This window comes from Azospirillum mesophilum (assembly GCF_053470405.2).
In genome coordinates, this window is record NZ_JBPXMQ020000021.1 from 79,850 (window position 1) to 106,045 (window position 26,196).

Here is a 26,196-nt window from a genome sequence, read left to right on the forward strand (position 1 = left end):
CTACAGCAGCGTTTGCGCGGCGACCCAGGCCTGGCCGAGGCTGAGGCCGCCGTCGTTGGCCGGCGCCCGGCGGGGCAGCAGCGCCGTGATCCCGCGCGCGGCGAAGCCGGCCGTCAGCCCCTCCGCCAGCACCGCGTTCATCAGGCAGCCGCCCGACAGGGCGATCCGGTCGAGGCCGCGCGCTGCCAGCTCGGGCATCGCCCAATCCACCAGCGCCGCGGCCAGGGTGCCATGGAACCGGTCCGCACCGTCCTGCGCATTGATCTGCAACAAACTTTCCAGCAGGGGGGTGAGGTCCAGCACGCTGTTCGCGATCTGCCAGCCGTCTTCCAGCACGGTCGGGCTGCGGACCAGCGATTCCAGCACCATGGGCGCCTCGCCCTCGAAGCCCGCGACGGGGCGGACGCCCAGCAGCCCGCAGGCGGCGTCGAACCAGCGTCCGCAGGAGGTCGTCTGCGGCGCGTTGAACCCCGCCTCGATCATCCGCCGCACGCCCTCCGCCGGGCCGTGCTCCTGAAGGCGCGGAGCGATCTCGTCACCACGCCCCATGCGGGCCAGCGCCGCCGCCGCCATGCGCCAGGGCTGGCGGGCGGCCACGTCGCCGCCGGGCTGGGCGAGCGGCGCGAGATGGCCGATCCGCTCGCAGCGGGGGCCGTCCGCCAGCAGCATTTCCCCACCCCAGGAGCCGCCGTCGCTGCCCAGCCCGAACCCGTCGAGCGCGAGGCCGAGGACCGGACCGTCAATTCCATGCTCCGCCAGCACGGCGGCGACGTGGGCGTGGTGGTGCTGCACCGGCACGGTCGGCAGGGCGAGGCTTTCGGCGAAGCGGCTGCTCTGGAAATCCGGATGCAGGTCGTGGGCGACGGCCACCGGCTCCACCTCCAGGATGCGGCGCAGATGGGCGACGGTCTCCTCCAGGAAGTCCAGCGTGGCGGCGTTGTCGAGGTCGCCGATGTGCTGGCTGAGGAAGGCCTCGGCCCCGCGCGTCAGGCAGACGGTGGTCTTCAGGTGCCCGCCCACGGCCAGGACCGGCGGAACGGGGCGCGGAAGGCGGATCGGCACCGGCACATGCCCGCGCCCGCGCCGCAGGAAGGCCGGCGCGCCAGCCACCACGCGCATCACGCTGTCGTCGGCGCGGACGAGGATGTCGCGGTCGTGGTCCACGATCAGGTCGGCGATGCCGGACAGGCGCTCCCGAGCCTCCGCGTTGCCGATGGCGAGCGGTTCCCCGCCGGGGTTAGCGGAGGTCATGACCAGGGCGAGGTCCTGGGGCTCCTCCAGCCACGCGGTGCCGTTCGGCCGGCCGGCGGCCTCGTGGAAGAGGAGATAATGGATCGGCGTGTAGGGCAGCATGACGCCCAGCCACGCGAGGTCCGGGGCGATGGCGGGGGGGAGTTGTGCTGCGTGTTGCCCCCTCCCTCCCACGGCTTCGCCGCGGGTCCCTCCCTCCCCCGCTTCGCGGGAGAGGGCAAGTTCACTCCCTCTCCCGCGAAGCTCTCGCGCAAACCTTCGGTTTGCGCTGACGCGGCAGGCGGACCTTCGGTCCGCTGAGAGCGGGGGAGGGTTGGGGAGGGGGCATTCCCGCCGACGCAGCAGCACGATCGGCCGCTCTACCCCCTCCAGCAGCGCGCGCTCCACCTCCCCAACCTCCGCGAACCGCTCGGCCGAAGCCGCGTTGGCGACCATCAGGGCGAAGGGCTTGCCGTTGCGCTGCTTGCGGGCGCGCAGCCGCTCGACCGCCGCCGCGTCGAAGGCATCGCAGGCGAGGTGGAAGCCGCCCAGCCCCTTGATGGCGACGATCTTCCCGGCGCGCAGGGCGGCCAGAATTTCCTCGATGGGGTGGGACAGGGTCGGGCCGCAGGCGGGGCAGGCGGTCGGCTGGGCGTGGAAGCGGCGGTTGGCGGGATCGGCGTACTCGGCGGCGCAGTCCGGGCACAGGGGGAAGCCCGCCATCGCGGTGTGCGGCCGGTCGTAGGGCAGCCGGCGCGTGATGGTGAAGCGCGGGCCGCAGTGGGTGCAGTTCAGGAACGGGTAGCGGTGGCGGCGGTCGCGCGGGTCGAACAACTCGGCAAGGCAGGCCGGGCAGACGGCGGCGTCGGCGGTGACGCCGGTGGTCACGGCCCCGCCCTGGGAGGCACGGATGATGAAGCCGCTTTCCCCGTCCCGGCCGGCGATGTCCGAGACCTCCACCGTGTCGATGCGGGCGAGCGGCGGGGCCTCGCCCCTCAGGGCGGTCAGGAACGGGGCGAGGGCGTCGCCTTGCACCTCGGCCAGCACGCCTTCGCCGTCGTTCAGCACCCAGCCGGTCAGGCCCAGGCGGTGCGCCAGCCCGTGGACGAAGGGCCGGAAGCCGACGCCCTGCACCTGCCCACGGACGCGGACACGGATCCGCGTCACCGCGCCGCGCGCGCCTTGGCGAGACCGTCCTCGATCCAGGCGTACCAGTCCTCCAGCCCCTGCCCGCCGGTGGCGGAGACCTCGATCACCCGCAGCGACGGCTTCAGGCGGCGGGCGTAGTCGATCATGCGCGCCACGTCGAAGGTCAGGTGCGGCAGCAGGTCCACCTTGTTGACCAGCAGCAGGTCGGCCGCCGCGAACATGGCGGGATACTTCAGGGGCTTGTCCTCGCCCTCCGTCACCGACAGGACGACGACCTTGTGCGCTTCGCCCAGGTCGAAGCCGGCGGGGCAGACGAGGTTGCCGACATTCTCGATGAACAGCACGCTGCCGTTCTCCACCGGCAGCCGCCCGACGGCCTGGGTCACCATCTGGGCATCCAGGTGGCAGCCCTTGCCGGTGTTGACCTGGATGGCCGGAGTGCCGGTGGCGCGGATGCGGTCGGCGTCGAAGCTGGTCTGCTGGTCGCCCTCGATCACCGCCATGGGAAAGCGGCCCTTCAGGTCGGTCAGCGTGCGGGTCAGCAGGGTCGTCTTCCCCGAACCGGGGCTGGACATCAGGTTCAGCACGAACACGCCCTTCGCCGCGAACAACTGGCGGTTCACGGCCGCGAAGCTGTCGTTCTTGGCGAGGATGTCCTGCTCGATGGTGACCAGCCGCGCCTGCGACATACCCGGAACCTCGGTCCCGGCGGGTCCTTGGCTCAGGTCCAGGGTGCCGTGGTCGTGATGATGGTGGTGCCCGTGGTCATGGTCGTGATCGTGGTGATGGTGGCCGTGATCGTGGCCCGCGTGATCATCATGATGGTGATGATGATGCCCGTGGCTGTGGCGGTAGACCTTGCCGTCCGGGCCGATGTGCTCGTGATCGTGCCCATGATCATGATGATGGTCATGATCGTGGTGATGATGGTGATGGCCGTGCGAATGGCCGCCTTCGATTTTCGTTTCGCCTTCGGCGCAGCCGCAGACCGTGCACATCACTCGACCTCCAGTTCCTTCACGCGCAACTCTTCGCCGCCGGTCACGACGAGCTGGTGCCCGCCGCAGTCGGGGCAGGGATCGGACCGCTCGACGAGCGGGACCGGCTTTTCGCAGGACAGGCAGAAGGCCTGACCGGGCGGGCGTTCGATCTCCAGGGCGGCGCCCTCGGCGACGGTGCCGCGGCTGACCGCCTCGAAGCCGAACTCTATCGCCTCGGGTTCGACGTGGGAAAGGGTCCCGATCACCAGACGGACCGTCTTCACCCGCGCGAAGCCCTGGGCCGCCGCCTGGTCCCGGATCACGTCGATGATGCCCTGGCTGAGCGCCAGCTCGTGCATGGGGTCAGTCCTCCCGGTCAATGGTGATGGCGCAGGCCACGCAGGGGGCGAGCGCGGTGACCAGCATTCCGGCGCGTTCCGGCAAGGCCTCGTCCGCCGCCGCGCCCGTCAGGCCACGGGCGAGCGGCCCGTCGGCGGCGAAGTTCCATTCCGTGGGGGCGACGGTGCGGTGCTCGGCGATCCGTCCACCCTCCAGCCGCACCCAGTGGGCCAGTCGCCCGCGCGCCGTCTCGATGGCGCCGCTGCCCTGGCCGGGACCGCCTTCGGCCCGGACGGGATCGGCGGCTTGCAGGCCGTCGGTCAGCAGCGCCATGCGGTCGGGAAGGTCGGCCAGTTCGACCAGCCGGGCGGCGATGTGGGCGGCGACTCCCGGCCCATGGCGGTCCAGCAGCGCGGCCACCAGCGGATGGGTGCGCTGGCGGGCCAGCGGGCCGGTGTGGGCCGGGGCGCCGTCCTGATGGGGGGCCGTCGAAAAGTCGGACGAGGCCGCCAGCCGGTCGCCGAACCACGCGGGCGGGTGCCCGGCCAGCGGCGCCACACCGCTGGCGCCGAAGCCGGCCATGTCCGGGGCCAGCGCCCGCCGCATCATGCGCGCGGCGGGCGTTGCGCCTTCGGTCGCCCAAGCGCCGAGATCCGTGGTGTCGGACGGGGGCGGTCCGTCGAAAACGGCGGAATGCAGACGCTCGCGGAACCGGGCGACGGCCTCGTCCAGCGCGTCGCGGTCGGGCCGCAGGGAGCCGCCGCCGAGCGTCAGCCCGTCGCCGGCGGGATAGAGGGCCTTGGACACGGACTGGGCGGCGGTGCGGATCGGTGCCAAGGCCTTCGGCTGCGGCTCCTCGCCCCGCCGCTTCGGCCAGTCCATCAGGGCTTGCCACGCGTGGCTGTCGGCCGTCTCCACGGCAACCAGCAGGGCGCGGGCGCGGGCGTGCGGCGTGGCGTCGATGCCGAGCGCCGCCTCCAGCGCTCCGGCCGCGGCCAGCGCCTGGGCGGTGCCGCACAGGCTGAACAGCAGCGGCACGAGGCGAACCGCCTCCTCTGGCGTGCGTCCGGCCAGCGCGCGGGCGGCGGCGGGGCGGCGGACGGCGACCGTCGCGGCGCTCACCCGCCCGCCGGACACGGCGAGGCGCACGCTGACGGTGCCTTCCAATCCCTCGCCCAAACCCCCGCCAGACTCACTCATCGGCGCCGGCCCCCAAACAGGGAGCGGCGGGAGAGGGCGGGCGTGGTCTCCTTCGCAGGAGCCGGTTCCGGGGATTCGGGCACCGGCGCGCGCATCAGCTGGTCGAGCGCCAGTTCGGCGGCGGCCCGCGCGTCGTCCTGACTGGTGAAAACATTCATGGCGGAGACCAGCGGGATCACCGCCAGCGTCCCCAGCGCGCCCACCCGTGCGGCCGTGAAGTGATAGGCGCCGGACGGCAGGGCGATGTCCGTCTTGTCGCCGTCGCGCAAGCCCGCCCAGGCGACCGGGTCGTGCGGGATCAGCACGGCGTTCAGGAACCAGGGGGCGATGACACAGCCGATCCAGCCCGGCCCGTGGGGGCGGAAGCCCAGGGCCTCCACCGACAGGGCGGCGTTGCAGATGGGCACGTCGGCCATGTCGCGCTCCGCGATCAGCCGGTAGGCGGCGACCAGGGCGGCGACGCGCAACGCCATGGGGTCGGCGCCGGCGGTGTCCGGAATCGTGAAGCCGTGCTGCGGGCCGCCGCAGCCGGGGCAGCGCCAATAGTCGGGCAGGCGGCCGAACGGCGTGCCGGGCGGCACCTCCCGCGCCGGGTCGCCGGCCGCCGGGTCATAGACGGTGCCGCAGGTCCCGCAGGAAAGCCGGGCGTCCGCCGCGAATCCGGCTTCCAGGGCGGTTGCGCTCAACGCGGCTCTCCGGGGGCCAGCAGGTCGGCGAACAGGTGGTCGGTGTTCTCGCCGCGCGCGGCCAGCAGGATGGCGTCCAGCGCGTTGTTCAGCGGTTCCAGCTCGTCCTCGTCCAGCGCGCGGACGGCGTTGTCCATGTGCACCAGCACCCAGCCGCCGGGCGGCACCTCGTCGATCAGCATGACGTTGACGCGCCGCTGCTCGCCCCGGCCGGAGCAGAGCGCCGTGAAGCCGTCGGTCTCAAGAACCTGCATCGGAATGCCGAGACACATGCGCCCTTCCTTAACCCGCATACTTTCGGGGAACCTGCGGCATCTTGACCGGGGGCCGCGCCCGCACATTGATGTGCGTCAAACATTCGTCTCCGGCGCGCTTTCCGCGCCGCCGCCCATTTTCAATCGATGTCGATCTGTTAAAGTGGCGAACTCTTTGCGTGCGATGGGAAGGGGTCGGTCGCGCGCCGCACTATGAACTGCTGGGGAATGCTCGGATGAAACGTTTCGCTTTCGCGTCGGCGGCGGTGGCCGCAGCCCTCGCCGTGCTGCCCAACGCGGCGCTTGCCCACACCTTCGGTGCCCACGACGCCGGGCTCGTCCACGGTTTCCTGCATCCGGTCGGCGGCTGGGACCACCTGCTGGCCATGGTCGCCGTCGGCCTGTGGGCCGCGCAGCGCGGCGGCGCCGCCCTGTGGCTGCTGCCGGCCAGCTTCGTCAGCGCCATGATCGGCGGCGGCCTGATCGGCCTGTCCGGCGTGGAACTGCCGTCGGTGGAGCTGGGCATTGCCCTGTCGGTGGCCGTGCTCGGCGGTTTGGTCGCGCTGCAGTCGCGCCTGCCGCTGCTGGCCTCGGCCGGGATGGTCGCCCTGTTCGCCCTGTTCCACGGCCACGCCCACGGCGCGGAGATGCCGGAAGCGGCCCAGCCGCTGCTCTACGGCCTGGGCTTCGCCGTCTCGACCGCGCTGCTGCACGGCGCCGGCATCGGCGCGGCGCTGTCGCTGCGCCGCTTCGCCGAGGGTCGCACGGGCACGCTGGCGCTGCGCGGCGCCGGCGCCCTGATCGGTCTGGCGGGTGCGGCGCTGCTCGCGCTCGGCTGATCGGCACCGAAGCGCCCGATTCGGACAAGGAGGCCCGGCGGAATCACCCGCCGGGCCTTTTTGTTTGTGCGCGAATTCCAAAAATTCGCCGAAAAACCATAGGTTTAGCGCGATGCGCCACGCGCGCTTTCCCGGCGGTGAACAGGCGGTCATTCTGGCCGCCGTTTCGCTTCATGGGAATCGCGTTCATGACACTGTCGAGACTGGCCGCCCTGCGCGGCGCTCTCCTTGCCTTGGCCCTTGCCGTTCCGGCGGTCTCCGTCGTGGCGCCCGCCCAGGCCGCGGCGCCGGCCCAGCAGCGGACCCAGGCGCCGGGCTTCTACCGCATGGGGCTGGGCGATTTCGAGGTCACCGCGCTCTACGACGGCTACATCGACCTGGACCGCAAGCTGCTGGTCGGCGCCAGCGCGGAGGACGTGCAGAGCCTGCTGGCCCGCATGTTCCTGGCCGAAACGCAGGGCGTGCAGACGGCGGTCAACGCCTACCTCGTGCACACCGGGACGAACCTTGTGCTGGTGGACACGGGCACGGCCAAGGCCTTCGGCCCGTCGCTGGGCTACATCGCCGACAACATCCGCGCGGCCGGCTACGACCCCGCGCAGGTGGACACGGTGCTGCTGACCCATCTGCACCCCGACCACGCCAACGGGCTGCTGGGCGCTGACGGCAAGATGGCCTTCCCGAACGCCGAGGTGCGCGTGGCCAAGGCCGACGCCGACTTCTGGCTGAGCGAGGAGGTGGCCGCCAAGGCGCCGGCCGACGCGCAGCCCTTCTACGCCATGGCGCGCGCCGCGGTGGCGCCCTACGCCGCGGCGGGCAAGCTGAAGCCCTATCAGCCCGGCGAGGCGCTGCTGCCGGGTGTGGCGAGCGTGGCGGCCTACGGTCACACGCCGGGCCACAGCGGTTACCTGTTCAGCTCCGGCAAGCAGAGCATCCTGGTGTGGGGCGACATCGTCCACAGCCACGCGGTGCAGTTCGCCCGCCCGGACGTGGCGATGGACTTCGACGTGGACAAGGAACAGGCGGTCGCCACCCGGAAGAAGCTGTTCGCCGACGCGGCGGCGCAGACGCTGTGGGTGGCCGGCGCGCACCTGCCCTTCCCCGGCATCGGCCACGTTCGGGCCGAGGCGAACGGCTACGCCTGGGTGCCGGTGGAATACGGCCCGATCCGCACCGACCGGTAAAGCAAAGCAAGGCGTTGCGCCGCCGCCGCGCGGCGCAACGTCCGCTTGCCATTACCCCTGCCGGACGATCGACAGGAAGCTGTTGACCTCGTTCGCCAGGGTCTGCGATTCGCCCTGCAGCGCCTGCGCGGCGGTCAGCAGGTCCTCGGCGTTGGCGCCGGTTTCGCTGGCTTGGCGGGACACGCCGTCGATGCTGGCCGACACGGCGTGGGTGCCGGTGGAGGCTTCCTGCACGTTGCGGGCGATCTCGCGGGTCGCGGCCCCCTGCTGGTCCACGGCGGAGGCCACGGTGCCGGTGATGTCGCTGATGCGGCGGATGGTGTCCACGATGGTGGAGATGGCGTCCACCGCCTTGTGGGTCTCGTCCTGGATGCCGGCGACCTGGTTCTGGATGTCCTCCGTGGCCTTGGCCGTCTGGTTGGCGAGGTTCTTCACCTCCTGCGCCACGACCGCGAAGCCCTTGCCCGCCTCACCCGCGCGCGCCGCCTCGATGGTGGCGTTCAGCGCCAGAAGGTTCGTCTGCGCGGCGATGGAGTTGATCAGCTCCACCACTTCGCCGATGCGGTTGGCGGCGTCAGCGAGGCCCTGGACGGTGGTGTTGGTGGCCTGCGCCTCGTCCACCGCGCGGTCGGCGACCTGGGTCGCCTCGCCCACATGGCGGCTGATTTCGCTGATGGAGGCGGTCAGCTCCTCCGCGGCGGCGGCGACCGTCTCCACGTTGCTGGACGCCTGCAACGAGGCGGAGGAGACGGTGGACACGGCCTCCTGCGTGTTTTCCGCGCTGCTCGACAGCCGTTCCGCGTTGCTGCGCATGCGTTGGGCGGAGTCGGTGACGGAGCGCACCACCACGTCGATCTTGCCCGCGAAGCTCTGGGTTGCCCGGTCGATTTCCGTGCGGCGGCGGGCCTGCTCGGCCTCCGCCTCGCGCTGACGGCGGGCGAGATCCTCGGCGGCGGCAAGGCTGTCCTTGAAGCCGGCCACGGCCCGCGCCATGCCGCCGATCTCGTCGGTGCGGTCGGTGTCGCCGACGGCGACGGAGAAATCCTTGCGCCCCATCGCGGCCATCACGTCGGACAGACGGTGCAGCGCGCGCATCTGGCCTTTCACGTAGAAGAAGGTCAGGATGCACAGCATGGCGCCCACAGCCAGCGACACCGCGCCGACGCGCCAGCCGAGTTGGTCGATGATCGCGTAGAACTCGCCGGCCGGCATACCGACGGCGATGGCGCCGATGGTCTTGCCCGCGCTGTCCTTCAGCGCGACGTAGGAAACCAGATAATTGACGCCCAGGACCGGATATTCCCCGCGGAAGCTTTCCCCGCGCGTGATGACGCGCTGGTAGACGTCATCGGGCATCTTGCTGCCGACGGCACGGCTGCCGTCCTTCGAAATCAGGGTCGTCGCGATCCGGGTGTTGTCGCGGAAGATGGAAACGTTGATCCCCAGCGCCGCCTTGACGCGGTCGACCGCCGTGAAGTTCTCCTCCAGATTCACGCCCCCGACGGAAAGCTTGCCGTTGGCGAGCTGGAAAGGCTCGTTCTTCGGGTTGATGATTTCGGTCGCGACGCGGGTGTTCGTGTCCTGCCGTTCGATCTCCTGACGCTTCAGGTCGCCGGCGACGAAGTAAAGCGCCACGAAGACGGTGACGGCGCAACTGATGAGCGTGCCAATGATGTTGAGGGCGACCAGCTTCTGATTGAAGGTCAGCCGGCTGAAAAAGCGGCCCATTATGCAGGCTCCTGCCCAAAGGCTTGTCGGTGTTTTGATGCGGTGCGAAAAGACCCCGGGGCCGCAAGGTATATGGGCTGTTCCCGCACCGCAACAGACCGGGACATTATGTCCTGGGCATTGTGTTTAGGAGTATCACGCCTTCGGCGTGGGCGTCACGCCGTGCCGGTGCAGTTCTTCGCCGATCAGGCCCACCATCTCCGGGATCTTCGCCTTGACCTCCGGCGACATCATCAGGCCGGTGCCCAGCGCCAGCGGCACGCAGCCGATGAGCGTTACCGACTGAGGCGCCTCGTCCTGCAAGCGGAGCGAGGCCAGCAGGTCGCACAGGCCGAGCTGGTGCGGCGACAGCTTGCCCTTGAAGTAGGCCGGCACCTCCTCCCCGCGCAGCACCGTCACGGTGGCGGGGGGCGCCCCGGTCTTCACCGCGTCCACGGCGATCAGGTGATCGTGGCTGGCGATCAGGTCCAGCATGTCCATGCCGCAGGTGCCGCCGTCCACGACGCTGACGTGGTCGGGCACAGCCCAGGCTGCGTCGAACGCCTCCATGGCGTGCACGCCCACCCCTTCGTCCATCAGGAGGATGTTGCCGAGGCCGAGGACGAGGATGGACATGGGGGCAGGCTCCGTTCGGGAAGGATGGGGGACGGCGATACCGGGAATTGGCGGGACGCGCCGTGAACTGGATCAAAAAGGAATAGGGCAGGGGCGCGGCGACGAAAAAGCCCCCCTTCCACGGGGGAAGAGGGGCCGTTCCGAGTGCGTCAAGGTAAGGGTCAGACGACCTTCACCTGATAGTTCGACTTCGTCTCCGTGTCGGTCAGGTGCACGGCGCAGGCCAGGCACGGGTCGAAGCTGTGCAGGGTGCGGATGATCTCCAGCGGCTGGTCGGGGACCGCCACCGGGTTGTCGAGCAGTGCCGCCTCGTAGGCGGAGATGCGGCCTTCCTCGTCGCGCGGGCCGGCGTTCCAGGTGGTCGGCACGACCGCCTGGTAGTTCTTGATCTTGCCGTTCTCGATCACGACCCAGTGCGAGAGCATGCCGCGCGGCGCCTCGTGGAAGCCGAAGCCGCGGATCTCACCCTTCGGGAACACCGGCTTGTTGAAGGTCGTGGTGTCGCCCTTCGCGATGTTCTCCATCAGCAGCTTCCACTGGTTCTGCAGCTCTTCGTGCAGGACCACGCAGCGCACCGCGCGGGCGGCGTGGCGGCCGATGGTGGAGTGCAGGGCGTCGATGCCGACCTTGCTGCCCAGATGCTTCGAAATGGTGTCGAGCACCGAATGCACCCAGAACTGCGTGCGCTGGTGGCCCGATGCGTACATGCCCAGCACGTTGGCCAGCGGGCCGACCTGGGCGCGCTTGTCGTAGAAGGTCGGCGACTTGATCCAGCTGTACTTGCCCTCGTCCTGCCAGTCCGTGTACTGCGGGATCGTCTCGCCGTCGTACGGGTGCAGGGGACCCTTGCCGCCCTGGTACCAGGCGTGCTTGACGCTCTCCTTCACGCCCTTTTCGAAATACGGGTCGTGGAAGCCCTTCACCGGGGTGAAGCCCTTCACCACGTCGCCGTTCTCGATGAAGCCGGCGGGCAGGGCGAAGACGGTGCCCTTGGTGTCCAGCGGCATGTCGGGGATGGACAGGTAGTTGACCACGCCCCGGCCATACTGCGTCCAGTCGGCGTAGAAGGCGCCGATGGCCGCCACGTCCGGCAGGTAGACGGCGGTGATGAAGTCGCCCACCTCGTCGATCAGCTGCTTGATGTACATCAGCTTTTCGAGCGTCAGGGTGGACTGGCTGTCCATGTTGATCGGGTTGGTGACGCCGCCCACGGCCATGTTCTGGATGTGCGGGGTCTTGGAGCCCAGGATCGCCACCACCTTGTTCATGCGCCGCTGGTAGTCCAGCGCCTGGAGGTAGTGCGCGGCGGCCATCAGGTTGGCCTCCGGCGTCAGCTTCATCGCCGGGTGGCCCCAGTAGCCGGAGCCGAAGATGCCCAGCTGGCCGGAGTTGATGAAGGACTGAAGCTTCTTCTGCGCGATGGTGAATTCCTGGACGCTGTTCTTCGGCCAGTCGGAGATGGACTGGGCGAGCTTCGCGGTCGCCGCCGGGTCGGCCTTCAGGGCCGAGGCGATGTCCACGAAGTCGAGCGCCGACAGGTGGTAGAAGTGGACGATGTGATCGTGGACGTTGTGCGCGCCCTGGATCATGTTGCGGATGTACTGCGCGTTCAGCGGCACTTCCAGATTCAGCGCGTTTTCCACCGCGCGGACGGAGGTGATCGCGTGCACGGTGGTGCAGACGCCGCAGATGCGCTGGGCGAACACCCAGGCGTCGCGCGGGTCCTTGCCCTGCAGGATCAGTTCGATGCCGCGCCACATCTGGCCCGACGCCCAGGCCTTGGTGACCTTGCCGCCGTCCACTTCGCAATCGACCCGCAGATGACCCTCGATGCGGGTGACCGGATCAACAACAACTCGCTGAGCCATAACGATACTCTCCTAAACTCAGCCGTGCTCGGGATGGACGGCGTGCAGGACGGGCAGCTTCTTCACGAAGACGAGATACAGGGCGATCTCCAGCGCGAAGACGCCGACGGTGACCATGATTTCCTTGACCGACGGGAAGTAGTGCCAAGGACCGACCGACGGCGTGAAGCCGATGAGGTAGACGTTCAGGCGGTACAGGATGCCGGCCGCCAGCAGCATGGAGGAGGAGACGAACAGCGCGCGGGAACGGCCGCGGTTCGCCTTCGGGATCAGCAGGACGAGGCCGCCGACCATCAGCACCGTCTCCGCCCAGAACCAGCCGGCCTGCGGGCCGCCGAAGATCTGGCCGAACTGGCCGCGCACGATCAGGTCGACGACGCGCAGCGCCACGAAGACCGACGCGACCACCAGCATCAGGCCGGCCAGTTTCTTCAGAACCGGCGTTTCCATCGGGCGGCGGAAGTTCAGCGAGGACAGCACCGATTCCCAGACCACGATGGCGAAGCCCATCAGCACGGCGGTCAGCAGGAAGAAGACCGGCAGCATCTGGGTCTGCCACAGCGGCGACAGCTTGTGCCCGACGATGACCATCATGGTGCCGAGCGAGGACTGGTGCATCGTCGGCAGCAGCACGCCCAGCGCGATGAAGACCCACAGCACCTTGTTCAGCTTCTGCCGCAGCCCTTCGATGCCGAAGCGCTCGAGGAAGGCCGGGGCGAACTCCACGACCAGAACCAGCGTGTAGGTCGCCACGCACAGGCCGACTTCCAGCATCACGGAGTTCGGCTGCGCGTACCAGGGCATCATCAGGTGGTAGAAGTGCCAGTAGCGGCCGAGGTCGATCAGCACCGCCGCGCCGGCGAGGCCGTAGCCGAACAGGCTGGCCATGACCGCCGGGCGGACCATCGGGTGGTACTCGCCCTTGTTCAGGATGTAGCAGAGCAGCGCCATGACGTAGCCGGCGCAGCCGAAGGCCGAGCCGATGACCACGTCGATGGCGACCCAGATGCCCCACGGGTAGCCGTCGGACAGGTTCGTCACCGCCCCCAGCCCATGGCCGTACCGCTGCGCCAGGATGAAGGCGGCGATCACGACCAGGACGGCGCAGACGAGGAAGGGCAGGGTCAGGATACGGCCGCCCAAGGCCTCATGGGCGTGGTGCACGCCCTCGGCCTTGACGGCTTGCGGCTGATGTTCTTGCACGTATGCAGACATGATCGCCCCTCACTCGTCCGTGTGGTTCTTGGTGTTGCGGTGCGCCAGATAGGCGAGGCCCGCGAACACCGTGGCGGGGCCGATCATGCCGGCATACAGCGTGTGCTGGATGCCTTCCGACAGGGTCGGATAGCCGGTCTCCGGCACGTTGGTCGGCATGTTCAGCTTGTCGAAGGGCACCGCCGACACGGCCAGGCACTGGGTGCCGCCCAGCTCCTTCTCGCCGTAGATGTGCGGCTGGTAGGCGGCCTCCACGAGCTTCTCGTGGCCGGAGCGCGCGCCGCCGACCTTGCCGGCGATGTCGCCGCGCGGGTAGTGCGCATACTCGCCCGGCTTCAGCGCGGTGCGGCGCTTGGCCTCCTTCAGCAGATCCTCCGACCGGCCGAACAGCGTGGCGCCGGTGGGGCAGACGTCGGCGCAGCCCGGCAGCTCGTCCTTGACGAGGCGCTGCTTGCAGAGCTGGCACTTCTTAATCTCGCCGAAGGCGTCGTTGTAGTCGTACTTCGGCACGCCGAACGGGCAGGACAGCACGCAGTAGCGGCAGCCGATGCAGGCGTCCGGGTTGTGGCTGACGATGCCGCTCTTCGGGTCCTTCGTCATCGCCGACACCGGGCAGACCGATACGCAGGACGGGTCGGCGCAGTGCAGGCATTGGCGCTTGATGAAGGCGAAGCCGTTCTCGGCCGAATCCTTCTTGGCGGCGGTGCCGTGGGTGTAGGCCTTGATGACGTTCAGCGTCTTGGCCGACAGCTCCACCGGCGTGTCCCAGGTGGGATTGCCGGGGGCGCCGTTCCACGCCTGCTGCTGCGGCCCGACCTCGGGCGGCATGTGGTTGACGTCCTTGCAGGCCGTCACGCAGGCCTTGCAGCCGATGCACAGCGTGCTGTCGTACAGCAGGCCGACGGCCTCGGGCGGCAGGGGCTTGGGCGGGCGCTGGAGGGCGTTGGCCTCCGGCGGGGACGCGACGACCGTGGTGCAGGCCGCCGCCGTCGCGGCGGCGGTGCCCTTGACCGCGTTCCTCAGGAAGCCGCGCCGGGATACCGAGGTCTTTTTCTCAGGTGTCTTTTTCTCGGGCATGCCCCACCTCACTCGGCCGGGGTGGAGTGGGACTCGGTCTTCTCGTCCTGCTTGCCGAGGCGGCTGGAGATCACGGCACCGGCGCCCACGGCGGCGCCGGCGATGCCCGCGACCACCGCCGCAGCGCCGGCCGAGATGCCCTCGCCCTTGTCGGTGGCGACCGGCGGGTAGCTGTTCGGCGGGGCGACGGACTTCAGGGTCGCCAGCTCATGGATGCCCTTGGTGAAGCCCACGCCCTTCTCGGTGCAGCCGAAGCAGGGATGGCCGGTGCCGACCGGCCAGGTGCCCTGGCCCACGTCGTTGAAGCCGACCGACGGGCAGTTCGCGTAGGTCTCCGGACCCTTGCAGCCCAGCTTGTACAGGCAGTAGCCCTGGCGGTGGCCGTAGTCGCCGAACTCCATGGCGAAGCGGCCGGCGTCGAAATGCGGGCGGCGCTCGCAGTTCTCGTGGATCAGGCGGCCGTAGGCGAACTTCGGGCGCATCTTGTCGTCCAGCTCCGGCAGCTTGCCGAAGGTGACGAAGTGCAGCACGAGCGACAGGAAATTGTACGGGTTCGGCGGGCAGCCGGGGACGGTGACGACCGGCTTGTCCTTGATGATCTCGTTCAGGCCGACCGCACCCGTCGGGTTCACGCCGGTGGACGGCCAGCCGCCCCAGGAGGCGCAGGAGCCGATGGAGATCACCGCCGCCGCACCCTTGGCGCATTCCAGAACCGCCTCGCGGTAGGTCTTGCCGGCGACCTTGCAGTAGACGCCGCCGTCCTTGGTCGGCACGGCGCCGTCGGTGACCATCAGGTACTTGCCCCAGTTGGCCTTCATGGCCTGCTGCTTCCAGTTCTCGGCCTGGTGGCCGGCCCCGGTCATCAGCGTCTCGTTGTAGTCGAGCGAGATCGTGTCGAGGATCAGCGTCTCAAGCGTCGGGTGGTTGGTGCGCAGCAGCGTCTCGGTGCAGCCGGTGCAGGCCTGGCCGGACAGCCAGATCACCGTGGGACGCGGGGCGGCCACGGCGGCGTTGGCGATCTTCACGCCGAAGGCGGGGGACAACCCCAGCGTCGCGGCCACGCCGGTGCAGTACGTCAGGAATTCCCGGCGCGACATGCCGGCGAGCGCACCTTCGTACTCGTCGAGATTGCCGATCTGTTCGGCGTCGAGATCCACATGACCGTCGGGCATGATTTCCCCCAAAGACCCCTTGCGATGGACCGCGCCGCCCGGTGCCGGACGCCGCATGCGCGACACGCCACGACGCATCGCGGCACGCTGTGGGGCAGGCCGTGGTGCGTTCTTTGTCCCCATATTTTATATGGGTATTCAGGCGCGAAGCGCGCGGCGCCATTGCACCAGTTGTGACCAAGCCGGGGCATTGATCTACATCAAACGTGCGAAACAGCGCGCAACCATCGAACTTCGCAGGCGCAGCAATCGCAACGATGCATCGTGACTTGCGAACACCGCGCGAGCCCTCAACGGGTACACCCTGCAAGAGGCCATCGGAAAAGAAAAAAGCCCTTCCCCGGTGTGGGGAAAGGCTTTTCAACAGGCGCGGGGACGTGCGGAAATCGACCGCAGGGCTTCAGACCGCCTTCATCTGGCGGGCGAAGTCGTCCACGTCGCTTTGCAGGGTGCGGGCATGGACGCTCAGCCCCTGCGCGGCGCCGAGCAGGCCGCCGGCGGCCTCGCCGGTGCGGTTGGCCGCTTCGGACACGCCGGTGATGGTGGTGGATACCTCCCGCGTGCCGGCGGCGGCCTCCTGGACGTTGCGGGCGATCTCGCGGGTGGCGGAGCCCTGTTCCTCGACCGCCGCCGCGACGCCGGTGCTGATGTCGTTGATGCGCTCGATGGTGCCGACGATGCCGCTGATGGCGCCGACGGCCTGCTGGGTTTCCGCCTGGATCGCCACGATCTGGGCCGAGATTTCCTCGGTGGCCTTGGCGGTCTGGTTGGCGAGGTTCTTGACCTCCGACGCGACGACCGCGAAGCCCTTGCCGGCTTCACCGGCGCGGGCTGCTTCGATGGTCGCGTTCAGCGCCAGCAGGTTGGTCTGGCTGGCGATCTCGGTGATCAGGTTCACCACCGCGCCGATCTTCTCCGCCGCCTGGGCGAGGCCCTGGATGGTGGCGTTGGTGCGCTGGGCCTCATGCTCGGCCTCGCTGGCGATGCGGGCGGCCTCGCCGATGCGGGCGCTGATCTCGCCGATGGAGGAGGTCAGCTCCTCCGCCGCGGTCGCAACCGTCTGCACGTTCCCCGTCGCCTGCTCCGCAGCGGCGGCCACGGTGGAGGAGCGGTGGGAGGCGTCTTCCGCCGCGTGGGTCAGCGACTCGGCGTTGGAGCGGATGTTGTCGGCTTCCCCATTCAGGGTGCGGCACAGGCCGCTCATCTTGTCGGCGAAGCTGCGGGTCAGGGCTTCCAGCCGCTCCTGGCGCTGCTGGCGGGCGGCGATGTCCTGGCGTTCCTGCTCGGCCAGATCCTGCGCGCGCTTCAGCCCGTCGCGGAAGACCAGCACGGCGCGCGCCATGTCGCCGATCTCGTCGGTGTTGTCGGTGCTGGGCACCGTCGCGGCCATGTTGCCCCCGGCGATGTCCGTCATCGCCGTGGTCATGCGCAGGATCGGCCGGGCGATCATGCCCCGCGCGACCACCACCGCCAGCAGGATGCCGAAGGCCACGCCGCCGAGCCCGAAGACCGCCATGATCATCGTCCAGCGGCTCTGCGCCGCCATCATCTCGTCGTGCAGGCGGTCAACCTGTTTGTTCTGCTGGGCGGACAGGGACTCCAGCGCCGAGTTCAGGGCCTGCCGGTTGGCCCGGTTGGCGTCGTTGTCGCCGAAGACGCGGGCTTCCGCGGCGCCCTTGTCGCGGGCGATGCGGACCAGGTCGGTGCGGAAGCGGATGAACTCCTCCGCCTTGGCCGCGACCGGGTCCAGCGCGGCGCGCCCCTCCGGCGGGGTCAGGGCCTTCAGCTCGCCCAGACGGTCCCCCAGCGTCTTCAGGCTGGCGAGCAGGGGCTTGCCGAACTTTTCCACCTCCGCCGCGTCCTTGGCCATGTAGACGCCGCGCGAGTCCATGACGACGGCCAGCACGTGGCCGTTGATCTGCTCACCCAGGATTTGCCGGTCGCCGGCCTTCTCGATGGCTTCGGACTTGCCCGACAGGTCGTGCATGGCGACCAGCCCCAGCAGGCCGGTGACCGCGGCGACCGCGACCTGGAGGCCGACGAGCAGATAGACCTTCGGCCCGATCTTTAGATTTCTAAGCATGCTCAGCATCGTTGGACGTCCCCCGTGATGGCGCTCTTATGGCGCTTTTGGGGTAACAATAGTGGGGACGTCGTTTGTTTCCGAACAGTTAAATGAGCCTATGACAACTCGCCGCTGACGCTTTGGGAAGCGTACTTACCTTTTGCGTATTGATTTTGAGATGAATTGTTCAGGACGGCACAGTGGTGCTGGACCCCAGGGCGGGAATAAGGGGCTATCGCCGGGTGTTGATGAAGGTGAAGGCAGGATTTCCCCTGCCCCAGATCCCTCGACCCAGCGGGTCCGCCATGTCCGCCACCGCAGCCCCCCGTCCCATCCTCCTCCTCGCCTCGGCGCTCCTGGCCTTGTCCGCCTGCAACGTCAGCAGCCTGCGGGTTTCGGCGGTCGAGGAGTATCCGTCCGCCGGCTATGGATACGGGGGATACGGATACGGGGCGCCGGTCCATCCGTACGGTTACGGGACGTACGGGTACGGAGTGCCGGCCTACCGCGTGGTCCCGAAGTCCTACTGGGGTTACCCGGACTATCACAGCCCGCTCTATGGCGGCGGGCACTTCGGCGGTGGCGACCATTGGCGGGAGGACCGGTTCGGCTGGGGCTCCTCCCACCGGGAAAACCGGTACGCCAACAACGGCCGTTGCGACGATGCCCGCTACCGCACCTCCAACGGCGGCCGCGCCGCACCCGGCAGCGACGAGCGGGACTGCCGGCGCTTCGGTGACGGGCGGAAGTAGGGCGGGCTGACGTAGAATTCGCTCCCGCGCCGGGGTGGCCGGGGGTAGGGTGGGGACCTGTTTTCCGCGTCCGAACGACGGTCCCATGCGCCACGCCCTCGCCGCCCTCCTCGTCTTCCTGCCGCTGACCGCGACCGCCGCTCCTAACACCACGAAGGGTCCCAGCTTCGACTGCGCGCGGGCTTCCCAGCCCGTGGAGAAGGCGGTCTGCGCGGACGACGCGTTGGCGGCCATGGACCGGTTGCTCGACCGGGCCTACCGCATGGCGCTCGACGGGGTGCCGGCGGAACAGGCGGCCTCGCTGAAGGGCGATCAGGTGCGCTGGCTGCTGGAACGAACCCGCGCCTTCAAGGCCGCGAACGAGGACCGGGCGGCGCTGATGTCGCTGTACGACCAGCGGCTGCGCGCGGTGATCGCCAAGGCCGGCCCGCGCATCCTGCCGGCGGCGCTGGAGCGCGCCCAGGCCATCGATCCGCTGGCCGAGGCCGGGCGGGACGCGGAGGAGGAAGCGGCCTTCGTCGCCTACACCCTGACCAGCCTCCACCCGGACCCGCCCGTTCCCGGCGCCGGGGGCGAGGCGGAGGTGATGTCCCCCTATGAGCGCTACGCCGGCTTTACCTACGCGGCCCCGCTGCCGGCCCCAACACCGGACGACCGGCTGTTCGTGGCGGTCGCGGTGGATTGCGGCGCTTATCAGTGCTCCTACACCCCCTTTCTGGTGAACAAGCCCAAGGGAACGGCCGAGCGGCTGGCGGTGGAGGTCGTGGAGAACGGCAAGCGCCGGCTCGATTTGAACGCCGTCCCGGTCGGCATCCCCTCGGTGCGGGGCGACGTGGTGGAAATCTTCGAGCAGGCGCGCGGCTCCGGCGACTGCGGGGTGAAGTGGCGCTACCGCGTCGAGGGCGCCGCGCTGGCTCTGGTCCAGTCCGTCGAAAAGCAGGCCTGCGACGGCAAGGACTGGAGCGGCGCCGTCACCCGGAGTTACGGAAAACGCGATTGACGGCCATCCAGCCGGCCTCCACCTGTAGATTCTGGAGCAGGGCCCGGAACAGGGCCCGAAACAGGGAAAAGGTGGGGCGATGGCGGTCGGCCGTGACGATCTGAAGAAGCGCATCGGGCAGGCCCTGGGGGAGACCAGGGCCGACCTGGTCATCAAGAACACCCGGTTCCTCAACGTCGTGACCGGCGAGATCGCCGAGGGCGACATCGCCGTCTGCGGCGACCGGATCGTCGGCACCTACGAATCCTACGACGGGGTGGAGGAGATCGACGGGCGCGGCCTGACCGTGGTGCCCGGCTTCATCGACACCCACGTCCACTGCGAATCCACCTGCGTCACGCCGCTGGAGTTCGACCGTTGCGTCCTGCCGCGCGGCACCACCACGGCCATCTGCGACCCGCACGAGATCTGCAACGTCCTGGGCGAAAACGGCCTGCGCTATTTCCTGGAGTGCGCGGAGGGGACCGCGCTGGACCTGCGTGTGCAGCTGTCCTCCTGCGTGCCGGCGACGGAGCTGGAGACCTCCGGCGCGCGGCTGGAGGCGCCGGACCTCGTGCGCCACAAGGACCACCCGAAGGTGCTGGGGCTGGCGGAATTCATGAACTTCCCCGGCGTCTTCCACAAGATCGACAGCGTGCTGGACAAGCTGGCCGCCTTCGACGGCCGGCACATCGACGGCCACGCCCCACTGCTCAGCGGGCGGGAGCTGAACGCCTATCTCTCCTGCGGCATCCGCAACTGCCACGAGACGACCAGCGTGCCGGAGGCGATGGAGAAGCTGCGCAAGGGCATGCAGGTGCTGATCCGCGACGGGTCGGTGTCCAAGGACGTGCACGCGCTGGCCCCGGTCATCCAGCCGGAAACCTCCCCCTTCCTCGGCTTCTGCACCGACGACCGCAACCCCCTCGACATCGCGGAGGAGGGGCACATGGACCACCTGATCCGCAGCGCCATCCGGCTCGGCGCGCCGGTGGCCCATGTCTACCGCGCGGCCACATGGTCGGCGGCGCGCGGCTTCGGCCTGTTCGACCGGGGGCTCGTCGCGCCGGGGCAGCGCGCCGACCTCGTGCTGCTCGACGATCTGGAGACCTGCGCGGTCAACCGCGTCATCCGCAACGGGCGGGTGGTGACGGCGGAGAGCTTCGCCGGCCGCCCGTCCATAGAACCGGTGGGGCTGGAATCGGTGAAGCTGCATCCCGTCACGGCGGTGGATTTCGCGGTGCCGGCCGGCGGCTCCGTCCAGTCGGTGATCGGCGTGCTGCCGGGCAAGATCATCACCGAGCATCTGCGGCTTGAGGTGCCGGCCCGGAACGGTCATCTCGTCGCCGATCCCCAGCGCGACATCCTGAAGATCTGCGTCTTCGCCCGCCACGGCACCAACCAGAATGTCGGGCGCGGCTTCGCCAAGGGCTTTGGTTTTGTGGAGGGAGCGCTGGCCTCCTCCGTCGGGCACGACAGCCACAACATCTGCGTGGTGGGGGCCAGCGACGAGGACATGGCGATTGCCGTCAACCGCCTGATCGAGCTTCAGGGCGGCTTCGTCGCCGTGCGGAACGGCCGGGTGGTGGGCGAACTGGCCCTGCCGCTTGCTGGCCTGATGAGCCTGGAGCCCTTCGAGACGGTGGAGCGCCGCCTGCGCACGCTCCGCGCCAGCGTCAAGGAGATGGGCTGCCCGCTGGCTGAACCGTTCCTGCAACTGGCCTTCCTGCCGCTGCCGGTCATCCCGCACCTAAAGATCACCGACCGTGGTCTGGTGGACGTGGACAGGTTCGAGCTGGTGGCGGCCTGAAAAATCCCTTTCCCATCGGAGTTGGGCGCGGGGGGAAAAATTTGCCGAGGCTGTGCAGCTCTTGCCTGTGTCCGGCCGCGTGCGCCGTCGCTAACGCCTTGATGCGCAACGCAACCCGTGTGGCACGGCTCCTGCAACCCTCTGGCGAAGCGCCCCAAACGGGCGCGTGCCGGAGGGAAGAAGAATGGTCGGACTGAGCGACATCGGCAGCATGGCCCAGAGCCTTCAGGCGTCCATCGACGCCGCGATGAAGCGCGTGCAGGACCAAGCCAAGAACACCAAGGACGACAAGCCCGCCGGCAAGGTCCAGCAATACGAACAGAACGTCCGCAAGTCGGCGCTGAACACCGCGCCGATGGCCACCAACATCGGCACGCTGGTGAAGGACACCAGCCGGCTGAACGTCTTCAGCTCGCTGGCGGCCAACGACCCGGCGGACTTCTACAAGTTCACCGTGACGACGAAGGGCGAGGTCGCTCTCGGCCGCGTCGGCGACGCCGACGTGCGCATCCAGCTGATGGACAAGCAGGGCAAGGTCGTCGCCGACAGCAACAAGGACGCCGGTGCCACCTATGACGCCTACAAGAAGCTGGAAAAGGGCGAACTGACCGTCGACCGGGGCGACTACACGGTGCGCATCGCCCGCGACAAGGACGTACCGGTCAAGGACCCGAAGAATTACGGCGTCCAGCTGAAGATGGGCACCTACAGCAAGGACTACGACACCATCGCCAAGCAGCCGGCCAAGGGCGACAACCCCTTCCAGAACTCCCCTCAGCTCCAGCGCCTGTCCGCCCTGCTCGGCACCTCGTCCTCCTCCTCGTCGGGCGCGCTCAACCTCCTCAACGGCGGGGGCGGCCGCGGGTCCCTGCTGAACGGGCTGTTTTAACGCGCGCTCGGTGCGAAGAGTCGCCGGGCGATCAGCGCGCCGACGTCGTCCTCGGTGTTTTCGTCACCATTCAGAAGAAGGACGGTCAGGGCGTCGCGGTCGGGATAGTACCAGAACTCCGACCGGAAGCCCGCCAGACGGCCGCCGTGTCCCCAGCGCGGCCCCCAGTCGGAATGTTCGACCACCAGCCCGTAGCCATAGCCTTCCTCCGCCTCGCCGGCCCGGTCGATGAGCATCTCGCGCAGCAGCACGGGGTTGAGCAGAGCGCCCGGCGTGCGGAACAGCGCCTGGGCGAAGCGTTCCAGGTCGGCCGCCGTGGTGGTGACCGGCGCGTCGCCCAGCGGGCTTGAATAGCCGAACAGACTGGCGTCCGCGCGCTTTCCCTTTGCGTCGGGCCGCCGGTAGCCGCGCGCCACGCCCGGGTCCTCCGGGTTCGCTCCCACCGTGGTGTCCTGCATGCCGGCCGGGCGAAGCACCCGCTCCGCCAGCGCCTCCGCGAACGGCCGGCGGTCCACGTGCTCCAGGATGTGGCCCAGCAGGATGTAGTTGGTGTTCGAATAAGCATACTCGCCCCGCTTGGTCGGCTGGCGGCAGGGCATGAGGCGAAGAACATCGTCCGCCGTCCAATGCGGGTCGGGATGCTCGTCCGTCGTCGCGCGGCTGTTGCGCAGGCAGTCGGGGATGCCGGAGCGGTGCGACAACAGATCGGCCACCGTGGCGCCCTTCAGGTTGGGCAGGCGCGCCGCGTCGGGATGGTCGACAAGGGGCAGGGCCGGGTCTGCCAGCCCGAACAGGCCGTCCTGGATCAGCCGCAGCACCGCGACCGCCGTCAGCATCTTGCCGGTGGAGGCGATGTGCAAGCGCGTCTCGGCGGTCATCGGGCGTCCGCTGCGCAGATCGGCGATGCCGGCGGCGACCACCTCCCGCCGGTCGGGGGTGGACAGCAGGAGAACGCCGCCGGGAATGTCGTAGCGCCGCAGGACATCGTCCAGCACGGCGCGCAGGTCGGCTGCGGCGCGCGCGGGTGGCGGGGCCGTCAGGAACGCCAGGACCATAAGCAGGATCGGAAGAAACCGGCGGACGAAGATGCGCAACGTGTCCATGGCCCTGCCGTTTCAATTTCCGATGTTTGCGGCCCCCGATGTTTGTGGCACAGGCCACGTCCACCACGGACGGAAGTGACGCCGAAACGATCGCTTCGAAATTACATTGGATTTTCGCCGTCTTCCATAGGTTTGTTCCAAGGGGTGACAATCCTGGTTTGGGCAAGGTGCGGGAGAGTTCCTTCGGGGATTGCACGGGCGCCATCTGCTGGGCTAAGCACACGGGATGACGACCGACACTCTCGCCGCACCCGCCGCCCACGTCCGCCGCGCCACCGCCATCGGCGGCGTCGCCATCCTCCTGTGGTCCACGCTGGCTCTGCTGACGGCGCTGTCGCAGAGGATTCCGCCGTTCCAGCTTCTGGCGATGTCCTTCGGAATCAGCTTCGTGATTTGCACGGCGGCGAACGCGGCGCGCGGAAAGGACGTGCTCCGCGCCATGCGCCAGCCCTGGCCGGTCTGGCTGCTGGGGGTGGCGGGGCTGTTCGGCTACCACTTCTTCTATTATCTGGCCTTCTATCTGGCCCCGCAGGCCAAGATCGAGGTCAACCTGCTGAACTACCTGTGGCCGCTGCTGATCGTGCTGTTCTCGGCCCTGCTGCCGGGGGAGAGGCTGAAGCGCGGGCATGTGGTGGGGGCGCTGTGCGGGCTGGCCGGCACGGTGCTGATCGTGGCGGGAAGCGGCGTGTCGGTGGAGGCCGGCGCCCTGCCGGGCTACCTGTCGGCGCTGGCCTGCGCGGTGACCTGGGCGGCCTATTCGGTGCTGTCGCGCCGCTTCGGCAACGTCCCGACGGAGGCGGTCGGCGGCTTCTGCCTCGCCACCGCGGTGCTGGCCGCGCTCTGCCACCCGATCTTCGAGACGACGGTCGTGCCCACGGCGGCGGAGTGGCTGACCGTGCTCGCCATGGGGGTCGGGCCGGTGGGGGCCGCCTTCTTCGTGTGGGACCACGGGGTGAAGCGCGGCGACATTCGGGCACTGGGCGTCCTGTCCTACGCCACGCCGCTGACCTCGACCTTCCTGCTGATCCTGTTCGGGCAGGCGACGGGCGGCTGGACCGTGTGGGCGGCTTGCGCGCTGATCGTCGGCGGCGCGCTTCTGGCCAGCCGCGACGTGCTGCGCGGGTGAGCGGTATCCGGTGACAGAGATTTCATAAGCTTTTCAGGTTTAGGGGTGGTAATCGGCGGCTAGGTTCCAATCACTGCCGAGGCTCCACCCGATGACCCGCCGCATCGCCGTGCTCTCCGCCTTTCTGAAGGACGTGTGGACGCTGACCCGTCCCTATTGGTCGTCGGAGGAGCGCTGGGCCGCGCGCGGGTTGCTGGCGGTGATCGTCGCGCTGAATCTGGGCGTGGTCTTCATCAACGTCTGGCTGACCCAGGTCAACGGCGACATCTTCAACGCGCTGGAGCAGAAGGATCAGGGCGCCTTCGTCGAGCAGCTGCTGCTGTTCGGTGGGCTGGCGCTGGTCTACATCGCGGTGGCGGTGTACCGGCTGTACCTGAACCAGATGCTGCAAATCCGCTGGCGCCGCTGGCTGACGGAGCGGTATCTGGGCGAATGGACGGGCGGGCAGACCTACTACCGCCTCCAGTTCGCGTCGGAGCCGACCGACAACCCCGACCAGCGTATCGCGGAGGATCTGCGCGGCTTCGTGCAGCTGACGCTCAGCCTGACGCTGGGCTTCCTGACGAACCTCGTCACGCTGGCCTCCTTCCTGGCGATGCTGTGGAGCCTGTCGGGCGAACTGACGGTGCCGCTGTTCGGGACGGAGATCGCCATTCCCGGCTACATGGTCTGGGTGGCGCTGCTCTACGCCGTCGTCGGCACATGGCTGACCCACCGCATCGGCCGGCCGCTCGCCAAGCTGAACTTCGACCAGCAGCGCTACGAGGCCGACTTCCGCTTCGCGCTCGTCCGCCTGCGCGAAAACGCGGAGAGCATCGCCCTGCAAGGCGGCGAGCCGCAGGAGCGGCGCGGCTTCGCCCAGCGCTTCGCCCGCGTGGTGGACAACTGGTGGGCCATCATGCGCACGCAGAAGCGGCTGGTGTGGTTCACCTCCGGCTACGATCAGGTGGCGATCATCTTTCCGCTGCTGGTCGCGGCCCCGCGCTATTTTTCCGGCGCCATCCCGCTGGGCGCGCTGATGCAGACCTCGCAGGCCTTCGGGCAGGTGCAGGGCAGCCTGTCCTGGTTCATCGAGGGCTACGTGAACCTGACCGACTGGCACGCCACCACCAGCCGCCTGATCGGCTTCCACCGCGCCGTGCAGGCGATCCAGGCGGCTGGCCGCGAGGCGCCGCAGATCGCCCGCGCGGCCGGTCCGGACGCGGCCCTGCGGCTGGACGGCGTGACGCTGGCCCTTCCGCAGCAAGCCAAGCCGCTGCTGCGCGCCGACCTGACCGTGCGGCCGGGCGAGCGGGTGCTGGTCACCGGCGCCTCCGGCTCCGGCAAAAGCACGCTGTTCCGCGCCGTGGCCGGCATCTGGCCCTTTGGCGAGGGCCGCGTGGACCTGCCGAAGGGAGCGGAAGCGATGTTCCTGCCGCAGAAGCCCTACATGCCCATCGGCAGCCTGCGCGCCGCCGTGGCCTACCCCGCCGCGCCCGATGCCGTCGCGGACGAGGCGCTACGCGAGGCGCTGGACGCCGTCGGCCTGCCGTCCTTCGCCGACCGCCTCGACGAAGAGGATCACTGGGCGCAACGCCTGTCCGGCGGCGAGCAGCAGCGCATAGCCTTCGCCCGCGCCCTGCTGCACAAGCCCGACTGGCTGTTCCTCGACGAGGCCACCTCCGCCTGCGACCCGGAGACCGAGGCACGGCTCTACGGCCTGCTGGCGGAGCGCCTGCCCGGCACGATCGTGCTCAGCATCGGCCACCGCGCCAGCCTCGCCGCGTACCATGACCGGCGGGTCGAGGTGCGGGCAGGGGAGGATGGCGTGGGGACGTTGCGCGCGGCGGAGGCGTAACTACTCACGGGGCTGGCTGAGCCTGGGCTGTTGTCGAGGCGCTGCGCGCATTGGGGGTGGTTGGCGATCCGGTGTTGCGTTTGGTTGGCCGGACGTGAG

Annotated in this window: 22 protein-coding genes; 8 read left to right on the forward strand and 14 right to left on the reverse strand. The window is 69.2% G+C overall.

Annotation, left to right across the window (positions count from 1 at the left end; all coding sequences use genetic code 11):
• Genes ACSVC7_RS20155 through ACSVC7_RS20180 form a run of 6 tightly spaced genes read right to left on the reverse strand, consistent with a single transcriptional unit; the run spans position 1 to position 5,856 of the window.
• Positions 1-2,397, reverse strand: a complete 2,397-nt coding sequence (locus tag ACSVC7_RS20155; protein ID WP_448206120.1) for a carbamoyltransferase HypF — start codon at positions 2,395-2,397, stop codon at positions 1-3.
• A complete protein-coding gene (gene hypB / locus ACSVC7_RS20160; protein WP_448206119.1) occupies positions 2,394-3,377 on the reverse strand; it encodes a hydrogenase nickel incorporation protein HypB in 984 nt (327 codons plus the stop codon). The genes ACSVC7_RS20155 and hypB overlap by 4 nt, the downstream gene beginning before the upstream one ends.
• Complete coding sequence (gene hypA / locus ACSVC7_RS20165) at positions 3,377-3,718, reverse strand: hydrogenase maturation nickel metallochaperone HypA (RefSeq protein ID WP_448206118.1); 342 nt, start codon at positions 3,716-3,718, stop codon at positions 3,377-3,379. Before hypA ends, hypB begins: the two co-directional genes overlap by 1 nt.
• Before the next feature lie 4 nt (positions 3,719-3,722).
• Positions 3,723-4,898: a nickel-dependent hydrogenase large subunit gene (locus ACSVC7_RS20170; RefSeq protein WP_448206117.1), complete on the reverse strand. Its 1,176-nt coding sequence runs from the start codon at positions 4,896-4,898 to the stop codon at positions 3,723-3,725.
• Entirely contained in the window at positions 4,895-5,584 is a 690-nt protein-coding gene (gene hybE / locus ACSVC7_RS20175; protein ID WP_448206116.1) for a [NiFe]-hydrogenase assembly chaperone HybE, read from the reverse strand. The genes ACSVC7_RS20170 and hybE overlap by 4 nt, the downstream gene beginning before the upstream one ends.
• Positions 5,581-5,856, reverse strand: a complete 276-nt coding sequence (locus ACSVC7_RS20180) for a HypC/HybG/HupF family hydrogenase formation chaperone (protein WP_448206115.1) — start codon at positions 5,854-5,856, stop codon at positions 5,581-5,583. Before ACSVC7_RS20180 ends, hybE begins: the two co-directional genes overlap by 4 nt.
• Before the next feature lie 218 nt (positions 5,857-6,074).
• Here ACSVC7_RS20180 and ACSVC7_RS20185 point away from each other — a divergent pair, with 218 nt between their 5' ends.
• Together ACSVC7_RS20185 and ACSVC7_RS20190 are read left to right on the forward strand one after the other, a co-directional pair.
• Positions 6,075-6,677, forward strand: coding sequence for a HupE/UreJ family protein (locus ACSVC7_RS20185; RefSeq protein ID WP_448206114.1), 603 nt, complete (start codon positions 6,075-6,077; stop codon positions 6,675-6,677).
• Between the two features lie 188 nt (positions 6,678-6,865).
• Positions 6,866-7,861: an MBL fold metallo-hydrolase gene (locus ACSVC7_RS20190; protein ID WP_448206113.1), complete on the forward strand. Its 996-nt coding sequence runs from the start codon at positions 6,866-6,868 to the stop codon at positions 7,859-7,861.
• 51 nt (positions 7,862-7,912) lie between these two features.
• Here the strand turns inward: ACSVC7_RS20190 and ACSVC7_RS20195 are convergent, their stop codons facing one another.
• From ACSVC7_RS20195 to ACSVC7_RS20225, 7 genes are all read right to left on the reverse strand, one after another.
• The gene (locus tag ACSVC7_RS20195) at positions 7,913-9,589 is read right to left on the reverse strand and encodes a methyl-accepting chemotaxis protein (RefSeq protein ID WP_448206112.1); all 1,677 of its coding nucleotides are present in this window, start codon (positions 9,587-9,589) and stop codon (positions 7,913-7,915) included.
• Between the two features lie 135 nt (positions 9,590-9,724).
• A complete protein-coding gene (locus tag ACSVC7_RS20200; protein ID WP_448206111.1) occupies positions 9,725-10,204 on the reverse strand; it encodes a HyaD/HybD family hydrogenase maturation endopeptidase in 480 nt (159 codons plus the stop codon).
• Between the two features lie 161 nt (positions 10,205-10,365).
• Positions 10,366-12,072: a nickel-dependent hydrogenase large subunit gene (locus ACSVC7_RS20205; RefSeq protein ID WP_448206110.1), complete on the reverse strand. Its 1,707-nt coding sequence runs from the start codon at positions 12,070-12,072 to the stop codon at positions 10,366-10,368.
• An 18-nt stretch (positions 12,073-12,090) separates the two neighbouring features.
• Complete coding sequence (gene hybB, locus ACSVC7_RS20210; protein ID WP_448206109.1) at positions 12,091-13,287, reverse strand: Ni/Fe-hydrogenase cytochrome b subunit; 1,197 nt, start codon at positions 13,285-13,287, stop codon at positions 12,091-12,093.
• Positions 13,288-13,296: 9 nt separating this feature from the next.
• Positions 13,297-14,364 (reverse strand): hydrogenase 2 operon protein HybA, encoded by a 1,068-nt coding sequence (gene hybA, locus ACSVC7_RS20215; RefSeq protein WP_448206108.1) that lies wholly within the window; start codon positions 14,362-14,364, stop codon positions 13,297-13,299.
• An 8-nt stretch (positions 14,365-14,372) separates the two neighbouring features.
• The gene (locus ACSVC7_RS20220; RefSeq protein ID WP_448206107.1) at positions 14,373-15,536 is read right to left on the reverse strand and encodes a hydrogenase small subunit; all 1,164 of its coding nucleotides are present in this window, start codon (positions 15,534-15,536) and stop codon (positions 14,373-14,375) included.
• A 400-nt stretch (positions 15,537-15,936) separates the two neighbouring features.
• Positions 15,937-17,619: a methyl-accepting chemotaxis protein gene (locus tag ACSVC7_RS20225; protein ID WP_448206106.1), complete on the reverse strand. Its 1,683-nt coding sequence runs from the start codon at positions 17,617-17,619 to the stop codon at positions 15,937-15,939.
• 287 nt (positions 17,620-17,906) lie between these two features.
• On the opposite strand from ACSVC7_RS20225, the gene ACSVC7_RS20230 reads away from it, so the two are divergent.
• The 4 genes from ACSVC7_RS20230 to ACSVC7_RS20245 all read left to right on the forward strand — a co-directional run bounded on the left by ACSVC7_RS20230 (position 17,907) and on the right by ACSVC7_RS20245 (position 22,031).
• Positions 17,907-18,353, forward strand: a complete 447-nt coding sequence (locus ACSVC7_RS20230) for a hypothetical protein (RefSeq protein ID WP_448206105.1) — start codon at positions 17,907-17,909, stop codon at positions 18,351-18,353.
• An 85-nt stretch (positions 18,354-18,438) separates the two neighbouring features.
• Positions 18,439-19,353, forward strand: coding sequence for a DUF1176 domain-containing protein (locus ACSVC7_RS20235; RefSeq protein WP_448206104.1), 915 nt, complete (start codon positions 18,439-18,441; stop codon positions 19,351-19,353).
• 79 nt (positions 19,354-19,432) lie between these two features.
• Positions 19,433-21,142, forward strand: a complete 1,710-nt coding sequence (gene ade, locus ACSVC7_RS20240; RefSeq protein WP_448206103.1) for an adenine deaminase — start codon at positions 19,433-19,435, stop codon at positions 21,140-21,142.
• 184 nt (positions 21,143-21,326) lie between these two features.
• Positions 21,327-22,031, forward strand: coding sequence for a hypothetical protein (locus ACSVC7_RS20245; protein ID WP_448206102.1), 705 nt, complete (start codon positions 21,327-21,329; stop codon positions 22,029-22,031).
• Here ACSVC7_RS20245 and ACSVC7_RS20250 read toward each other — a convergent pair.
• Positions 22,028-23,134: a serine hydrolase domain-containing protein gene (locus tag ACSVC7_RS20250; RefSeq protein ID WP_448206101.1), complete on the reverse strand. Its 1,107-nt coding sequence runs from the start codon at positions 23,132-23,134 to the stop codon at positions 22,028-22,030. The genes ACSVC7_RS20245 and ACSVC7_RS20250 overlap by 4 nt on opposite strands.
• 226 nt (positions 23,135-23,360) lie before the next feature.
• Between ACSVC7_RS20250 and yddG the strand changes: the two genes are divergently transcribed.
• Positions 23,361-24,260, forward strand: a complete 900-nt coding sequence (yddG, locus tag ACSVC7_RS20255) for an aromatic amino acid exporter YddG (protein ID WP_448206100.1) — start codon at positions 23,361-23,363, stop codon at positions 24,258-24,260.
• Positions 24,261-24,351: 91 nt separating this feature from the next.
• On the forward strand, positions 24,352-26,097 hold the full coding sequence (locus ACSVC7_RS20260; protein WP_448206099.1) for an ABC transporter ATP-binding protein/permease: 1,746 nt from the start codon (positions 24,352-24,354) through the stop codon (positions 26,095-26,097).
• Positions 26,098-26,196: the final 99 nt, after the last annotated feature.